General features: G+C 39.9%; 14 protein-coding genes. All 14 read right to left on the bottom strand.

Features of this window, described 5'->3' with window-relative positions; all coding sequences use genetic code 11:
- On the bottom strand, window positions 1-814 hold an 814-nt coding region (locus tag BWI44_RS07755; RefSeq protein ID WP_286812853.1), incomplete at its 3' end, for a DUF8458 domain-containing protein.
- An 8-nt stretch (window positions 815-822) separates the two neighbouring features.
- On the bottom strand, window positions 823-1,350 hold the full coding sequence (locus BWI44_RS07760; RefSeq protein WP_007666188.1) for an LptE family protein: 528 nt from the start codon (window positions 1,348-1,350) through the stop codon (window positions 823-825).
- Entirely contained in the window at window positions 1,337-2,581 is a 1,245-nt protein-coding gene (locus BWI44_RS07765; protein WP_044155118.1) for a sigma-54 interaction domain-containing protein, read from the bottom strand. Before BWI44_RS07765 ends, BWI44_RS07760 begins: the two co-directional genes overlap by 14 nt.
- A 1-nt stretch (window position 2,582) precedes the next feature.
- Window positions 2,583-3,680 carry a 4-hydroxythreonine-4-phosphate dehydrogenase PdxA gene (gene pdxA / locus BWI44_RS07770; protein WP_007666192.1) on the bottom strand — a complete coding sequence of 366 codons (1,098 nt, stop codon included), beginning with the start codon at window positions 3,678-3,680 and terminating at the stop codon, window positions 2,583-2,585.
- A gap of 174 nt (window positions 3,681-3,854) precedes the next feature.
- A complete protein-coding gene (locus BWI44_RS07775; protein ID WP_118295079.1) occupies window positions 3,855-4,916 on the bottom strand; it encodes a DUF4837 family protein in 1,062 nt (353 codons plus the stop codon).
- Window positions 4,917-4,985: 69 nt separating this feature from the next.
- Complete coding sequence (gene rlmN, locus BWI44_RS07780; RefSeq protein WP_195209896.1) at window positions 4,986-6,026, bottom strand: dual-specificity RNA methyltransferase RlmN; 1,041 nt, start codon at window positions 6,024-6,026, stop codon at window positions 4,986-4,988.
- Between the two features lie 155 nt (window positions 6,027-6,181).
- Window positions 6,182-8,320 carry a SurA N-terminal domain-containing protein gene (locus BWI44_RS07785; protein ID WP_118295080.1) on the bottom strand — a complete coding sequence of 713 codons (2,139 nt, stop codon included), beginning with the start codon at window positions 8,318-8,320 and terminating at the stop codon, window positions 6,182-6,184.
- A gap of 121 nt (window positions 8,321-8,441) precedes the next feature.
- Entirely contained in the window at window positions 8,442-9,698 is a 1,257-nt protein-coding gene (locus BWI44_RS07790; protein ID WP_195209897.1) for a hemolysin family protein, read from the bottom strand.
- Window positions 9,699-9,701: 3 nt separating this feature from the next.
- On the bottom strand, window positions 9,702-10,364 hold the full coding sequence (gene lptC / locus BWI44_RS07795) for an LPS export ABC transporter periplasmic protein LptC (protein ID WP_117691620.1): 663 nt from the start codon (window positions 10,362-10,364) through the stop codon (window positions 9,702-9,704).
- An 11-nt stretch (window positions 10,365-10,375) separates the two neighbouring features.
- Window positions 10,376-11,695 (bottom strand): tetratricopeptide repeat protein, encoded by a 1,320-nt coding sequence (locus BWI44_RS07800; protein WP_117706596.1) that lies wholly within the window; start codon window positions 11,693-11,695, stop codon window positions 10,376-10,378.
- Between the two features lie 46 nt (window positions 11,696-11,741).
- The gene (gene bamG / locus BWI44_RS07805) at window positions 11,742-13,004 is read right to left on the bottom strand and encodes a BamG family beta-barrel-assembly machinery protein (protein ID WP_195209898.1); all 1,263 of its coding nucleotides are present in this window, start codon (window positions 13,002-13,004) and stop codon (window positions 11,742-11,744) included.
- Window positions 12,991-13,722, bottom strand: a complete 732-nt coding sequence (locus BWI44_RS07810) for a type III pantothenate kinase (RefSeq protein WP_007666214.1) — start codon at window positions 13,720-13,722, stop codon at window positions 12,991-12,993. The genes bamG and BWI44_RS07810 overlap by 14 nt, the downstream gene beginning before the upstream one ends.
- Window positions 13,723-13,787: 65 nt before the next feature.
- A complete protein-coding gene (gene ndk, locus BWI44_RS07815; protein ID WP_022392038.1) occupies window positions 13,788-14,252 on the bottom strand; it encodes a nucleoside-diphosphate kinase in 465 nt (154 codons plus the stop codon).
- Between the two features lie 615 nt (window positions 14,253-14,867).
- Complete coding sequence (locus tag BWI44_RS07820) at window positions 14,868-15,416, bottom strand: hypothetical protein (RefSeq protein WP_171032145.1); 549 nt, start codon at window positions 15,414-15,416, stop codon at window positions 14,868-14,870.
- Window positions 15,417-16,936 lie beyond the last annotated feature (1,520 nt).

Here is a 16,936-nt window from a genome sequence, read left to right on the forward strand (position 1 = left end):
TTAATTTTTTAATAATTTCAAGAGCCTTGTCATATCGGCGCTGTTTGATATAAATTTTCGCCAAAGTTTCAGTAAAACAACTGTCATCCAAATCATCCGAAGCTGATTTAGGAGTCGTCTCTTCATCAGTATCCGTATCTTCGGAATCATCTTCCTGCTCTGTTTCTACCTCTGTGGGCTGAGGAATCTCTTCGGCTATAACCGGTGTTTCTTCTTCGACTTCGTCCTCTTCCTCCTCAATCAATGGAAGTAGAAGCGGATTTTCCTCTTTCAGCAACTTCAGGCTGATACCTTCCTCAGTTTCACTCTGCCGGATAAATCCGTCTATCAAATCCTGTCCACGCAACTTGGGTACTTCCACCGGAACAGTCGATGATGTATCTGCCTCGTCCGTATCTTCATCATCCTGCATCAGATAGGCGGTATAATCCATTGAATAATCCAACTCTGTCGTCTGAGAATGTTCTTCCGGCACAGTAGCAAGGAAAGCGTCTATTAATGAAAGGGTACGGTCGACACTCGGCTCTTCCTCCAACTCCCTCCCTACAACAGACTCTGAAGTACGAGGATGAAGGGCATATCGGTCACCTTCAATCAGGTAAAACAATACACGGCGGTCCGATACATACAGTACGGCCTTACGTAATTCTGCACCGAAGTTAACATCGTGCAGCACATAGAGGTTCTTGAGATAGAGCAAACGCAGGGACTGAAAGTAAGGATAGCGGGTTACCAACGTACGAAGTTCGTATAAGGTATCCCGGTTCAACGCCTCGGGATGCTGTATCCATTGTTGCAAATGTACAGGCGTCATTCCTACTCCTACCAGTTAGCTACGGTTGCGTTAAATATTTGTTCCGTTATGTCTTTCACCATCAGTTTAATTAACTCATCCTGCACTTCGGTCAGCAATTTGGAAGAGTCATAAGTCTGGAAAGCGGAGAATTGTTGGTCAGTAAAATCGTCTTTGTGATCCGTATTATTCACAAAAGAAACCTTCACTGTCAAGGTGACTTTTACTTTTGAAGAATACCCACTGGCATCCACCGCTTCGTTATATTGGTTATAACCGGTAATCTCGCCATCAATTTCAATATCGGCATTGCCATTCACAAGTGATAAACGGGTCTGACGAATGAACAAATCTTTCAGCCCCTGATTAAATTCAGTAGCCAGCGGAGCATAAACATACTCCGCACGATTCTGGAAATCAGCTATCGAGACTGTCTTTACCTTGGAGTAGTCAATCGAACTAATCGGTGCCAGTCCTACTTTAATACTACACGAATTTACTATCAGTAACACGCTCAACAACAATGCTGTCGAAGCTATTTTTCTAATCCAATCCATATTCTTTAATCTTTCTGTATAAGGTACGCTCGGAAATATTCAGATCCTTTGCCGCACTCTTGCGTTTACCATGATGTTTTTCCAAGGCTTTTCGTATCATTTCTTTCTCCACCTCATCCAGAGAGAGAGATTCTTCTACATATTCTTCCGTATCCTGTATGTCATCATCAATATCATGAGACGGTTTTATGGAAGGATGAATGATGGTAGGCACACTCTGAGAAACCGGAGTTACCACAGCAGGCGGTTGGGCGAAATAAGTAGCAGGCACAGCCGGAGCAGCAGCTTTCCCACGTTCAGTCATGATCTCATGCACCAGCTTTTTCAATTCCGTCACATCCTGGCGCATATCGAAAAGAACCTGATACAGGATTTCCCGCTCACTTTCAAAACTCTTGGATTCCTTCACACCAAACAAAGCGGGAAGGCGTTGCATACTATTCTGCGCCGGCAGGTATCCACTCAAAATGGCCGCATTGATTTCACGGTTAGTTTCAATGATGGAAATCTGTTCCGTAATATTCTTCAACTGCCGTACATTACCGGGCCATGAATAAGAAATCAATAATTGCTTAGCATCTTCCGTCAACTGGATGGCAGGCATACGATACTTTTCTGCAAAATCTGAAGCAAACTTACGGAATAACAGGAATGCATCCTCTCCACGCTCACGCAGAGGGGGTACCTGAATAGGTACAGTATTCAAACGGTAATACAAATCTTCACGGAAACGTCCTTCGGAAATGGCCTGTGTCAAATTAACATTAGTAGCTGCCACAATACGAACATTGGTTTTCTGCACCTTAGACGAACCGACTTTTAGAAACTCGCCACTCTCGAGTACCCGGAGCAGTCGAGCCTGCGTAGGCAAAGGCAATTCTCCCACTTCATCCAGGAAGATTGTTCCACCATCCGCCTCCCCAAAGTATCCTTTCCGCTCACCGATGGCACCGGTAAAGGCACCTTTCTCGTGACCGAATAACTCCGAGTCAATGGTTCCCTCGGGAATGGCACCACAGTTCACTGCAATGTACTGGCCGTGCTTACGCCTACTGTATTGGTGAATGATCTGGGGAAAGCTCTCCTTACCCACACCACTTTCTCCGGTTATCAGTACAGACAGGTCGGTAGGCGCTACCTGAATGGCAACGTCTATCGCACGCATCAATGCTTCATTGTTCCCAATGATACCGAATCGTAATTTTACTTGTTGTATTTCCGCTTTTGTCATTCTATAAATCTTCTTCCACACTATCGAGTTTCAGCTTATCGCTGTCATCACGCTTTTCGTAATATTGTTTTCGCAAGGGGTTGGCATGTGCTTCCTTATCGCGCAGGCGATTACGGAATACATCGATAGCCACATAAATAGCCTGACGGAAAGAGTCCGCACTGGCCAATCCTTTTCCTGCAATATCATAAGCAGTGCCATGAGCCGGTGAAGTACGTATCACAGGCAATCCGGCAGTATAGTTCACACCTTCATCCATTGCCAGTGCCTTGAACGGAGCCAATCCCTGATCGTGGTACATGGCAAGCACTCCATCGAAATGAGTGAAATTACCTGAACCCATGAAACCGTCAGCCGGATATGGGCCATAGCACAATATGCCTTTTGCAGCCATTTCTTTCAATGCAGGAATAATAATCTCTTCCTCTTCTTTTCCCAGCAATCCTTCGTCGCCCGCATGCGGGTTCAGAGAAAGCACAGCTATACGTGGTGCACCGATAGCAAAATCCTGCTTTAATGAATGATTGAAGATAGCTAATTTCTCCTGTATCAGTTCTTTCGTTATAGTCGATGCAATCTGGCTGACAGGAATATGCCCTGTAACCAAAGCCACCCGAAAATCATCTTTCATCAGAATCATCAGTGACTTGGCACCATCGCCCAGACGTTCTTCTATATATTCCGTATGACCGGGAAATGCAAAAGTCTCCGACTGAATGGTATGCTTATTGATAGGAGCAGTAACAATCACATCGACCAGTCCCTCCTTGTATTCTTCAATAGCCCTTTCCAGTGCTCCAAGTGCAGCTTTTCCGGCTTCGGGATCTGCTTTCGAAAATTCCACCTTTACTTCATCATCCGTACAGTTCACTACGCTCAGACGATTATGAACCGCTTCTGCAGCAGAGTTCACGATACTGAAGTTTGTCGGCAAATCGAGTGACTTACGATGATAAGCAGCCACTTTAGGCGAACCATAAATAATAGGTGTACACAGTTCCAACATAACAGGGTCAGAGAATGTCTTCAAAATAACCTCATAACCCACGCCATTTATATCTCCTTGTGTAATGCCGACTCTTATTTTATTATCTTCCATTTTTAAATATATATCATTTTTTAATGAGGATGCGTCAGAAGTCCCAGTGATAACTTTTCATCCGCAGATTACGCGGATTACACAGATTCGTTAAAATCCCAATCTGCGTTATCTGTGTAATCTGCGGATGAAAAATATTTCTTCAATAATGATTCTCCTTATACATTCTCAATATTATTTTTCTTGATCAGCAGTTGGGGCTTGCTCTTTCTTCACCCCCAATGGTATCTCTGCATCTGTTTGCTTGTCACCCGGAACTCTCAATGTATAAAGAGATGCTTCCATTTGACGCATCAGATTGCGTTTCAGTTTATCAGGTGAATAAATGAAGGCTTCTACAACAATGATACGTTGATTCACCGGATCCAGACGCATGTGCGATACATACGGACCACCCATAAAATCACCTTTCATACGCCACAAGCCACGAGCTTCCAGTGCATATTCTCCTTGAATATTGAGAGGGCGTACATCAGTCATCAAGGTATCAGTAGCCATATACATACCTTCCTTAGCTCCCGGAATGTTAGCTTTCATAACAGAATCACGCATCTGCACAAAATATTCCTTAGTAAAAGTATTCTTGTCTCTATAAGGGAAAGAGTAAATGACAAAGTTCTGATCAGCGGTAGCTGCATTCGTACCTGCCCAGAAGAAATTCTCTCCTTGCTTAGTAGAAGAAAGCTCTGCCGGTACCCATACATCACAATCAAACATACTCTTAACCTTCGTAGACACATAATCATTATGTTTCCTTTCCAGCTGTGCAATCTGACGATTCATCTCCGCACGGGTAAAGAAATCAATAATAGTCTGTTTGTTTTCCGTCACAAACGTTTGGAATGAAGCTTCATCAGGAGCCTGTATCGTCAGGATAGTCTGCGGAGATGCATATACATCCTTCGCATATTTAAATTTAGGCTGAGTATAAATATCCTGCACATCAGCAATGATAATATTGCGAATCAACTTTAATGTAGCATCATAATTTGCCGGAGAAGTGTACATCATGCGGAATGAACGCTCAGACTGGGGAAGCCCCGGCACATCCGTATCAAGTACATCATAAAGCGCCCTACCGGCAGGACGTTCCCACATAGCTGGATCTACTACTACCAGGATTTCATACGCACGACCACTTGAAGTCGCACCAAACACGCCCTTCTTACCGCCACTACATGCGGAAAAGGCTATTGCTACAAGAGCTAAACTTAGATAAAACAGGTGCTTTCTCATATACTTACCAGTTAATGTTTCTACAAAACTACGAAGAATACGTATATCATCCGAGCCAAAGTTAATAATTTATATTAATTCTTGTTTATTCTCTTCCTGCTTGGCAGTAGAAAGCATACCACAGGCAGCGAATATATCTTCACCCCTGGAAGCACGTATCGTAGTAAACAAACCGTGGGAAGTTAGGTAATCACGGAGTTTAGTCATCGTTTCCATATCCGCCCCCTCCAGATCTACCCCGGGAATAGCATGAAAACGAATAAGATTGATACGGCAATCCAGCCCGCGCAAGAGTTTCAATAATTCTTTAGCATAGAGCAACGAATCATTCACGCCCTTAAAAACAATATATTCAAAGGATAGTCTACGCTGTTTACTAAAATCATAGTTTTTTAACAAGTCTACCATTTCTGTAATGGAGAAAGCCTTCTCAGCAGGCATCAATTCCCGGCGCTGCAAAACAACCGGAGAATGTAGGCTGACGGCCAGATGGCATTCAGATTCCTCAATAAAGCGTTGAAAACCTTTGCGCAGACCAACTGTAGAAAGAGTAATCCGTTTGGGACTCCATCCATACCCATAGGAAGCAGTCATAATTTCCAAAGCTTTCAGCACCTCATCCAGATTATCCAGAGGTTCTCCCATACCCATCATTACCACATTGGTCAGCTTGTCCCTTTCAGGGAGAGAATTGATCTGATTGATAATTTGGTTGGCAGTCAGGTTAGCGGTAAAGCCCTGCTTACCCGTCATACAGAATTTACAATTCATCTTGCATCCCACCTGAGACGAAACACAAAGTGTGGCACGGTCTTCATCCGGAATGTAAACTGCTTCAACAAAATGTTTATCCCCTGCCCGATACAAATATTTCACCGTACCATCCACCGAGTGCATAGCTTCCACAGGTACATCTGCTCCCACTTCATAGATATCTTTCAGGAGGTCCCGGTGTTTTAGCGACAAGTTGGTCATGTCATCTATGGAATTCACTTTCTTGTCATACAGCCATGAAGCTATCTGCTTAGCGGCAAATCCGGGCATTCCCAGTCTCTTCACCGCCTCTTGCAATTCAGTGAGTGTTAGTCCTAAAAGAGTTTGTTTCGGCATAATTATCTATCAATCTATCCAATTTATCTTTGCAAAGGTAGGAATAAAGTTGCATAAAGGCAATTACAGACACAGAAAATGAGATCCCCCCCTAAAGAAAAAGCCGTCTGATATTACATCAGACGGCTTTTCTTATATTATTATTCTGCAAATTCTTAGAAGAACAAATAACGACTGTCTTTCACATCAGCCTTCAGATACAAGTCGTTGAGGAACTGGCTTGCCATACGGGCATGCATATTCTGCAACGTAGCTTCTTCCGTTTCCTGGTTGAAAGTCTCATTCAGCTTTTCTTTAGCATACGGCTGAAGAACGAATACACCGCCATTACCCTTAATCGGAGCACTCAGTTTATTCAGTTCAGCAATAGATGCATAGGCACCTACCAACGGTTCGCTGGCACGTAATGCCGGAACATAAGCAGGAGCTGCAAAAGTTACGTGCTTCACAGAGTCGCTTACTGCTTCAGCCATAGATTTGTATTGGTCGAATGAAGTTGCACCGGCTGCTTTCATATCAGCCATAATCTTCTCAGCTTTCTTGTCACGGATCAATTCCAGTCTCAGTTGGTCTTTTACCAAAGCCAATGGACGATAACCTTCCGGAATAATGGCAGACACACCTACAACCAACATACGATCACTTTCACCACATTCATACAAACCGGATACTTCACCAGGTTTTGCAGAGAAAGCCCATCTCAAAGCTTCCTTAGTACCTCTGATACTACCGATACCATGTTCAGAGCTATACAGGTCATTTCTATCCAACAGTTTATATCCTGCATCTTCAGCGTTAGCTACCATCTTTTCCAAAGTCGGATTAGCAGCGATAAACTGACTGAAATCATTGTATGCTTTGCTATAAGTTTCCTTGCTGAATTCTACCGGACGTTTGATAACAGCTACTTTATATTTATCTTTAACAGCCTTCTTGTCCATTACCTGTAAGATAATGTTTGCCTGTGCCAAAGAAAGGTTAGCCATTTCATTCTTACCAAGAGTAGTAATTGTATTCACATACTTCAGATTGTCACCATCCAACTGCGCACCTTCATAGTTAGCAGAAGAAATCCAAGTAGACTCACCTGTCTGACCGTACTTCTTAGCAATCTCTGCAAAGTCAGCACCACCCTTGATAGCAGTATAGATACTGTCAGCCAAAGCTTTGGTCTTAGCAGCATCTTCAGCCACTACCTGTATCTGGCGATACTGAATAGAGTCCGGCATAGAGGCTGTAGCCAATTTCTTGAATGAATTGATTGTATTATCTGTTGCATTGTAGTAAGGACCATATACGCCACCTACGGAAACAGAGTCCAGACGAGCAACTACATCAGTAGGCAATGCCTTAGAAGTATAATACAAATCAATATAAGGAACTTCTGAACCTGCCGCACGAACCAGAGTAGAATAATCACCCGGAGTACCTGCAAGCTGTTCTGTATATTCCACAACTTCCTCTTGGATAGCATTTCTATCTTCAGGACTTGCAGTTACCTGTACATCAATGAACTTGATATTACGAGTTTCTACATATTGTCTGAATTGTTCTTTCTTCTTGTCGTAAGCAGCTTTCAGGTCTGCATCTGTGATGGCTACAGTTGAATCTTCAATAGAAGAATAAGGAATAGCAGCCAGCAACAAATCAGATTGGTCTACTCTTGCATCAAAAGCAACCTGAGCTTCTACCGGATTAGAGAAAAGAGATTTGGAAACCAAAGCCTGATATTTCTCAGCCAGGCGAGTCTGAATCAGTTGTTTTTCCAGGAAAGACCAGAACTTGTACATAGACTGATAATATTCAGCGTATTGTGCCGGCATCTGGGCTGTATTCATCTTAGAGTAATCCACCAAGAACTTCTTCAACATATCTTTATCAAAAGCACCGGTTTGCGGGTTACGGAACGGAGTTTGTTGCAGCATCGGGTGTACACCTGCATCGATGATTGCCTGAATTTCTGCTTTAGAAACTGACAAGCCAAGTTTTTCCGCTTCGTTTTCAATCAACTTATTGTTAACGTAGTTTCTCCAAACTTCATCTTTAATCTGATTGTTTTCTTCATCGGTAAGTGCGCTTGTACCTCTCGAGAATTTCACAACTTCAGTATATTCTTCTACCAAGTTCTGATAATCCTGAGCGGAAAGTGCCTCTCCGTTAACCTCTCCTACATCATGTGACTGGTGTGGCTGCAATACCTTCCAAGCATCTCCTGCGATGAAAGCGAACAGCGCCAAACCAATAACAATCACCAATAAGGGTCCTTTAGACCGAATGTTTTGTAATGTTGCCATTTTAGTTAATATGATTTATTTGTTTATTATTATTTTCTCCAAACTTCATTTTAGCGCACGAAGATACAAAAAATGCTAATACGCATCTATTTATTCTTTAAAAAATTACGCTATTCTGTTATTATTCCACCACTTTCAGGCGTACCAACTCTATTTTTGTGGCCGTAACCTTAATAATTTTAAACTGAAATTTATCAATCGTCACTACTTCATGCAATTTCGGGAAACTTTGATAACGATTCAGAATCAATCCGCCTACCGTCATATAATCATCTTCTTCCGGTAGATCCAGATTGAATGTCTCATTTACCTTTTCTATTTCCAAACGACCGGAAAGTACATATTCATCCTCTCCTATTTGTTTGCATACATACGAAGTGTTATCATGCTCATCTTCGATATCACCGAATATTTCTTCAACCAAATCTTCCAACGAAACAATACCGGACGTACCGCCAAACTCATCCACCACCACAGCAATAGTTTTCTTCTGCTGCATAAACAGCTTCATCAACTTATGTGCTGCCATTGTTTCGGGCACAATGGGCACCTCCTTTACATTATTCCGCCAATCAGCAGGATTACGGAACATTTCAGATGAATGAATATATCCTACTACATTATCAATATTTCCGTCATAGACTATAATCTTAGAAATACCGGACTCCACAAAAAGGCTCTTTAATTCTTCCAGAGAAGTCGTCAGATCCACAGCAACCACTTCTGTACGTGGTACAATGCAATCGCGTATTTTAATACTGGAGAAATCAAGTGCATTCTGAAATATCTTCACTTCGGCATCCAGCTCCTCTTCATCTTCGGCATTATCAATGCTGGTCTGAACAAAATAATCCAAATCCACTTTCCCAAAAGCTTTATCGGATGCCTCCTTGTTGATCTTCATCCCAAACATACGCAAAAAAAGATAAGACAGTCCCGAAGACAATTGAGATATCGGATATAAAATGACATAACAGATAAGTAACGGGAAAGCACAGACTTTCAACACAAGATTGGGATTAATCTTGAATAAAGTTTTAGGAAGGAACTCACCCGTTACCAGGATAATAAGTGTGGAGATGACTGTTTGTAACAACACTTCCACAAAATCATTGGAGATTAAATCTCCCAGTAAATGCACTTTGATAACTTGCGCCATAAGGATACCATAAATAACCAGCGCAATATTATTACCTACCAGCATGGTAGATATAAAGTTATTTGAATTACGGAAGAAATAAGAAAGGATACGTGAAGTCACACCGTCCTTACGTTCCATTTCAAAACGTAGTTTATCTACGGAAACAAAAGCAATCTCCATACCCGAAAAAAAGGCGGAGAAGGCCATAGTAATCAATAAATAAATATAGGTATCCATAATTTATGGTTTGATACTATCGGTTCGCACACTTCCAGTTTGCACACTATCGGTTCGCAAGCTGTCTGCAGGCGCTGTGGCATCATCATCCACATAGAAAATGCCTTCCGGCTTTCTTATTGTATAAATAGTCATTTGTTCATTGGAGTCAAAGCCATGTCCCGTGATGATCCGGTCAGGCTGCTCAATACGGATAAACTGATCGGAATAGATAGTGTGCTTGTTCTGGTCCCAATATAACAAGTCAGTCTCAAACCTTTCACCTTTCAGATTCTGAATATCCACATTACTCATCAGCTTCCACAACTTTTGCTTCTCATAATAATATGCCGTATCTGCCTTTACACTCGCCTCCACATTGAATACCGAGTCGAATTTCTCCAGATAAACACCTTTTTCGAATGCCCAATAGGGCGGATTTTTCCGGTCAAAGACCAGCCACTCTTCCGTATTGATACGATAACGGGTGACACCGGAATCAGAGATCAAAGTCATGACTCCTTTCGTATCCATCACAGGCAATGAATCACGCTCTGTTATAGCATCTCCCATATCCTTATGACGTCCGGAACAGGCGGAAAATAAAAGAAGCATAACCACTGCCCCACAGGCAATGGTTATGCTCAAGCTTCTACAAAATAGAACGTTACTTCGTTTTGGTAACATATTTATATTTCTTATCGAACCGTTGTGCTTTCACCGATCCAGCCACCTATTGTAACGCGGTCCCCAGCTTTAATACCCAACATAAAGAGGTCTTCAGCTTTCGGTGTATAGCGTGCATACGTTGAAATCAATTCGTTTGCCTTATCAGCTACACTCGGATCTACGGCTTTAGCACGTTGCAACTTATCAATAACAACGAAGTATGTACACTTATTCAAAGCAGACTCGTCATTCCAGTTCGGGCTGGAAGCATAAAGCTGTGCAAGCAAGATATAAGCATCTCCAAAGTTTTCCTTGAAACCGATAGCTTTCTGCAAATAACTTCTGGCCTGTGACAACTTCTTACTATTAAACAAAGATGCAGCAACAATATAACATAACTGAGCCTTCTTTTCAGAGTCGCTTTCAAGACTCAATGCCTCATCAAAGTATTTGATAGCTGTATCAAAGTCACCTTTCTTATATGCCATATATCCACATCCTGTAGCAGCGTCAGCAGTAGGATTGATCTTATACATATAATAAGAAGCTTGGAAGTATGCTTCACTTTCAGTACATTTCATCATCTTCATGACAGCGATAGCCTTCTTCAAATAAGCAGAGTCCGTTTGATTGGCTTCAACTTTAGGACCATAAATACTTTGCAAAGATTCACAATCAGCAGTACCACTATTGATAAACATGGCTACAAGGTTATCTTTTACTTGTTGCAAAGCTTGTTTCTTAGCCGGATCATTTTCTGCAGCAATAGCCGCATCAACATATTCAGAGTCTGTCAGATAATCTTGGATAAATTGCTCCTTATGATTAGGATCAGCCTTCAACTTATTCAAAGACATATCCAGAAAATAGTGCAAGATAGGACTCTTGGAACCTTCTTTTTCTGCTTCAATAGACTCTTTCAACCATGCATAAGCCTGATTTACATCCAAATTAGGTGCATATGCAATATAACTAATAGCCTTACTTCCTTTCGTATCCCCTACAGTAGGTGTACCTTTCAAATGTTGGAAATTAGGTGTATATTGCATTCTCAGATCATATACTTCCATTAATTCATCAAAATACTTCTTGTAATCAGCAGAATTACGGTCTTTTATTTCATTTAAGAAAGCCGTCAATATTTTAATACCGTCATTAAAAGTATAAAATTTCAATGTCGGACATGCCTTCAGAACTTCTTTCCACGGCAAATAAGCATCCTTAAAGTTACCTGCTCTCACCGCTTCATGAGAAATACTACTGTTCTTATTACAATCTTCAGTCTGTGCGAAAGCGCTGGTTACTCCACCCGAAAGGAGCAAGACAGCTACAAGCGTTTTAATCTTCATTGTATTTAAATTTTAGTTGTTATATTGTCTATTCTTCAATTACTAATTACTGAACTTTACGTTTCCAGAACCATTGTTCATTGAATGTCACGCCAATACAAAGACGTAATGTATTCTCATTCAAGAATTTGCTTTCCGTACCTTGCATTCTCACATATTGTGCTGAAATACTCAATACAGAACGACTACGCGGCAAAGGCAATCCAAAACCGGCAGTGACTCCATACTCATTCGCAGCACGCGCCCCATCTATCTTATAATAAGGTTTGGAATAATAAGCTCCCAAACGATATTTAATATGTGAAAGATAACTTCTTCCCAATAAATTAGGAACATACTCTGCACCCACAGCAATCTTGGCACGATTACAGAAAACATCCGAATTATTCATAAACGTCGTACTACTCCATTTCTGAAACATAACATCCGCACCCACTGTAAGGCGATCATCATATACATATGTCACACCGGCACCCAATGTCATAGGAATACCCATTGTCAATATTGTATCTTTTTGCGTCGTAGTATACCCCGTCGAAGAATTACCCTTCTGGTTTTGTATATACGCGTCATTATTTAAATCATGTCCCGGTGAAAAAACGACACCTAACGTAGCAACATGCTTCTTGCTGAACTGGTGTGTATATTGTGCACCGAAATCAAGTTTATAGCTTGTAATTTCCATGCCCGTAACCGTAGTCAAAGGCATTACAGTCGAATTAGACGGAAATGACTGGCTACGGGTATGTGTGATATCTCCCCAAAGATACGAAATATTCGCACCAACAGAAAGATTTTTAAATATTTTAAAACCCGCACCCAAATAAAGTTGGTGTAAACCACCTTCACCGGCATAAGTCGTACTGGCTGAATTCTCCGGATATTCCGTGTTTTCCTGATAACTGGCCATTGTATAACCAACGTTGGAATAAGGCAACAATCCTATACTCATAGCTCCCCATTTGGAAAGGCGGAACTGCATAGTGATATAGTCAAAACTGGAGTTCTTGGCATTCTTTTTAACAGTTCCATCACTGAAGTTGGTATTCTGCATGGAAATCCCCCCATCAAACATAAAAGTCAACGAATCGACCGCCGTATAGGATGCCGGATTCGCAAAATTAGTCTGATACTTGTCACGTAAGCCATAAGCAATGCCACCCATTGCCTTACTATTACCCGACCCTTGGTCTGCCAGCTGTCCGTATCCGTATCGTGTATAGGGAGAATTTGTATTATTTTGAGCGACCGTCGCCCCAGATAATATCGTGAGCAAAAGCACCAAAAGTGTTTGTCTAAATCTTGTCATTATTATAGTTTAAAATTCGATTTAATCCTTTCAACACTAAAAATCTGTCTGCAAAGATGATACTTTTTAAGTTTGTATCAAAAGAAAAATCATCCCCGCCCGTTAAAAAAACCAAAAGTTCAGGATATTTATGTTTCATAGCCATTATGTAACCCGAAATTTCATATTCCATACCTTTCAGCACCCCAGCGCGGATGGCAGTCTCAGTATCCTTTCCCATCGGGAGTTCACGCCCTTCACGCCGCACCAGCGGCAAACGTCCGGTAAACTGGTGAAGTGCACGAAAACGCATTTGCAAACCGGGTGAAATATTCCCGCCGTGATAGCGTCCTTCAGCATCCACAAATTCGTACGTAATGCATGTGCCAGCATCAATCACCAAGATATTTCTGCCAGGAAACTGTTCGTTAGCAGCTACTACAGCCGCCATACGGTCATAGCCCAATGTCTGAGGAGTCTCATACAGATTTTCCACCGGTAGTGGAGTCTTTTCATTCAGCCAGAGTACCGGTATAGGAAGTAATGCTAACTGCGCCAACACCTGTTCGCTCAAGTCTATTACGGTTGCAACAATCGCCTTTTCAAAGTGATATTTATGATAAATATCTTTCAGATGCTCCAAATTCTGTTTGGAGTCATATACCACTTCCAAAAGTGAAAAGCCGTCAAAGACAGCTACTTTTGCTACCGTATTTCCAATATCAATAACGAGATTCACTGAATACTGATTATTTTTCCGGGCGCAAAGATACTATTTTAATTGAATTGGTTTTCTTTTTTCTATCAATATTCGTCATTAGCGTAAAGGAAGTCGAATGTAGCTTGATTATACTCGAATATTTCTTCCGGTTTAAAAAATCTTTTCAACTCCACTTCTGCAGCTTCAAGCGAATCGGAAGCGTGAACTATATTTTCCTGAAAGCTCATGCTGTAATCTCCGCGAATAGTGCCGGGAGCAGCCTTCCTTCCGTTGGTAGGACCTGTCAGTGTTCTTACGGCTTCAATCGCATCCACTCCCTCAAAACAACACACAATGACCGGGCATGCCATCATTGAATCCTTCACACGCTGAAAGAACGGCTTTGCACTTAAGTGGGCGTAATGCTCATTAAGTATTTCATCCGTCAGCTGCACCATCTTCATACCGGCTAGACGTAAGCCTTTACGTTCAAATCTATTTGTGATCTCACCTACCAAGCCTCTTTGCAGGGTGCATGGTTTCAAAATGACCAATGTTTTCTCCATCATAATATTCGATTCTTTTTTAAAAGTTATAAAACAACTCTTTTCCAAAAATACGACTTTTCCCTGAAATAAGCTCTTCGTTGAGTCTTTTTTATGTGAATTAGAGGCAAAAAGGATAAATAAGCAATTACTTAATCATAGAATTCAAAAGATTAATATTCTTACTAACTCAACATTGAATTACATAAATTACACCACATAACACCCAAAGAAGTAATATAACAAAGGACAGCAACATCCTTTTCCAATTATCTTTCACCCAGTTCATATCAGTACTAACACAAAGAAATAGAAGCAACATGCCGCCGATGGGGAAATATATCATTTGAAACACTATTATCAGGACAACTGTCATCGCCAGACTCATATCAATAGATAAAACGACTAATACCAACACAAGAAACAGTGCAATATAACCAAACACACTCTTGATAAATATTATAAATGGATTACTTCTTATTTTTCCAAACGTAACAAACAAGACTAAAAGTAAAACTGGAATCAGATTTACAATAGCCACAATCCAATAAATATTTGCCTCAATAAAGTGTGACATAATTAAAAACACTTATCTTGATATAACCGAATCTAACATTTAGCAAAACAAAGCAGCCCATCTTACCTTACCATAAAACGCCCTATTGTAAAATACCAGTTTTCAGAAGGCAGTTTTTCGTCTCTTTGCCATTTTCCTTCCGTGGATAAGAGTATCTTCTTGATAAGTCCATCATAATCAAATTTAGAATTATCATATCCGCCTCTTTTTATAATTCTTATTTCCCGTATTTTAAGTTTATCATTAAAGAGGATAGTATAAAGACAAGAACCATTTACTTCATCACCATTATAATTAGCCCAATAAAGACTATCTTGATATTCTCTTAAAGACTCATTTCCACCTACGTAAGATATATCTGTAGATACCTTTTGAAATTCCTTTTTAATGTAATAGAAGACAGCATGTTTAGATGACTTAGTGGTATCTAATATTGATTTACATACAGGCAAAAAAGTCTCAACTTCAAAAAATGTACTACTTTGTACCTCTTTCTTATAAGGGCTGGTATCACTTGAGTAGATAACACTTTCATTCACTATTTTGCTTTGCCCATATAGCGATGCGGAAGCCATCATCAATAAAAAAGAAAATATAAATTTAATAGCCATATTCTTACCTTTTTAATATTATTCCATATCTAAACTCGTCATATCGCCAAAATAGAATGAACTTATCAATGCCCATACAACCTTAACATACATACAATCACCAAGAAATTTACGACTGTAAATATAGGCAATAGAATAGATATTTCGAAAAGAGAATATAAAAGAAATATAGTAACACATAAACAAACAGAATAGAAGAAACATACTACTAAAAACAGAATATCACAATTAGGATTCCTCAAGATTACTTTCAATAGGGATATTGTCAGCAGAATTACTGCAGCAATTATTGCACCTATAGACTGAATCGAAAGAAGAAAAACTCCTTGTAAGCCCCAATACAAAGGCAAAATAAAGTTTAATATATTTCTTTTTATCATTATCTATTTCTTTCTATTACATACCCTCGTAGATTATTTCAATTCATAATAAGCCTATTCATTGTTGACAATGGCAATGAATAAAAAATACACCAATAAAAAAATGTTGTGATAGCTATGAGTACAAACTCTATTATACAGAGATTTTTATTGTAACTCCCAAACGAAATAAAACGTTCTATTACAAGAACTATCACAGATAATATTATTATTAAAAGTGAAATTACATTTCCTATAGCCCCTTGGTTAACCCCACTGATAAATGGCATAGAAAAAAGATTATCTATAATTAATATCAGTGAATAAATAAGAATAGGAGTCAACCTTATTTTCTTTATTATTCCAATAAAATCATTCATCTGTTTTCAATATTTTTATGCGTTGCATATATTGTTTATTCGGATTGTTTTTAATGATCTCTTTAAATGAAATACTTGGAACAAAATTTCGCAAACATTTAATACCCTGTTCAGCCAAATAAAATATTCGACTGAACAAAATAATAAAGTCCAAATGATAATTTGTTTGTACTTACCATAAAAACATCTGTATCACAAACGGGAAAATGCATACAATATAAATTAATATATAGAATAAGACTTCTAACCTTCTACGTTCTTTATACGCAAATAGTATCTCAAAAATAGTATAAATAATAGCTGCATAGCACAAAATTAAAGCACCTCCCAATCCATTTCCACCTTGTGCTATTTCTATCACTTTACTATAATATCCCCACACAAGAAGATACAACAATGATATTATACAAAAAAATATATTTTTCTTCATTCCCCATCCTCCTTCAATGCCCATGAATCACCATTCCCTATATATTATATATACCTTTAATCACACTTTATTTACGAAATCAAAAGAGCAATAATTCACAGAAGCTTACTTAATAATACTTTTCCGCCATCAGGTGTACAGAACTCTCCGTTATCCAAAGATACATAACCTTCTCCCATTAATAAACACTTAGCTTCACCACCTTCATAGATCACATTACTGCAGTAAGTCGTCCGGGTAGTGGTATTTTATCTTATGTTCCACGCGCAGCTTTGTCCCGTCTGCCGCACAAGTATAAGTAATAGTACTCTGATCCTTAAACTTTATCAGTCTTGGCAAATTTAAGCAATT

The organism is Bacteroides sp. Phil13 (assembly GCF_001940965.1).
In the GTDB taxonomy this organism is placed as follows: domain Bacteria; phylum Bacteroidota; class Bacteroidia; order Bacteroidales; family Bacteroidaceae; genus Bacteroides; species Bacteroides intestinalis.

Coding starts and splice junctions, on each gene's coding strand:
- BWI44_RS07760 (WP_007666188.1), bottom strand. CDS start 1,350: ATGGATTGGATTAGAAAAATAGCTTCGACAGCATTGTTGTTGAGCGTG.
- lptC (WP_117691620.1), bottom strand. CDS start 10,364: ATGTTACCAAAACGAAGTAACGTTCTATTTTGTAGAAGCTTGAGCATA.
- BWI44_RS07765 (WP_044155118.1), bottom strand. CDS start 2,581: ATGACAAAAGCGGAAATACAACAAGTAAAATTACGATTCGGTATCATT.
- BWI44_RS07800 (WP_117706596.1), bottom strand. CDS start 11,695: ATGAAGATTAAAACGCTTGTAGCTGTCTTGCTCCTTTCGGGTGGAGTA.
- bamG (WP_195209898.1), bottom strand. CDS start 13,004: ATGACAAGATTTAGACAAACACTTTTGGTGCTTTTGCTCACGATATTA.
- ndk (WP_022392038.1), bottom strand. CDS start 14,252: ATGATGGAGAAAACATTGGTCATTTTGAAACCATGCACCCTGCAAAGA.
- BWI44_RS07775 (WP_118295079.1), bottom strand. CDS start 4,916: ATGAGAAAGCACCTGTTTTATCTAAGTTTAGCTCTTGTAGCAATAGCC.
- BWI44_RS07820 (WP_171032145.1), bottom strand. CDS start 15,416: ATGGCTATTAAATTTATATTTTCTTTTTTATTGATGATGGCTTCCGCA.
- BWI44_RS07790 (WP_195209897.1), bottom strand. CDS start 9,698: ATGGATACCTATATTTATTTATTGATTACTATGGCCTTCTCCGCCTTT.
- BWI44_RS07785 (WP_118295080.1), bottom strand. CDS start 8,320: ATGGCAACATTACAAAACATTCGGTCTAAAGGACCCTTATTGGTGATT.
- pdxA (WP_007666192.1), bottom strand. CDS start 3,680: ATGGAAGATAATAAAATAAGAGTCGGCATTACACAAGGAGATATAAAT.
- rlmN (WP_195209896.1), bottom strand. CDS start 6,026: ATGCCGAAACAAACTCTTTTAGGACTAACACTCACTGAATTGCAAGAG.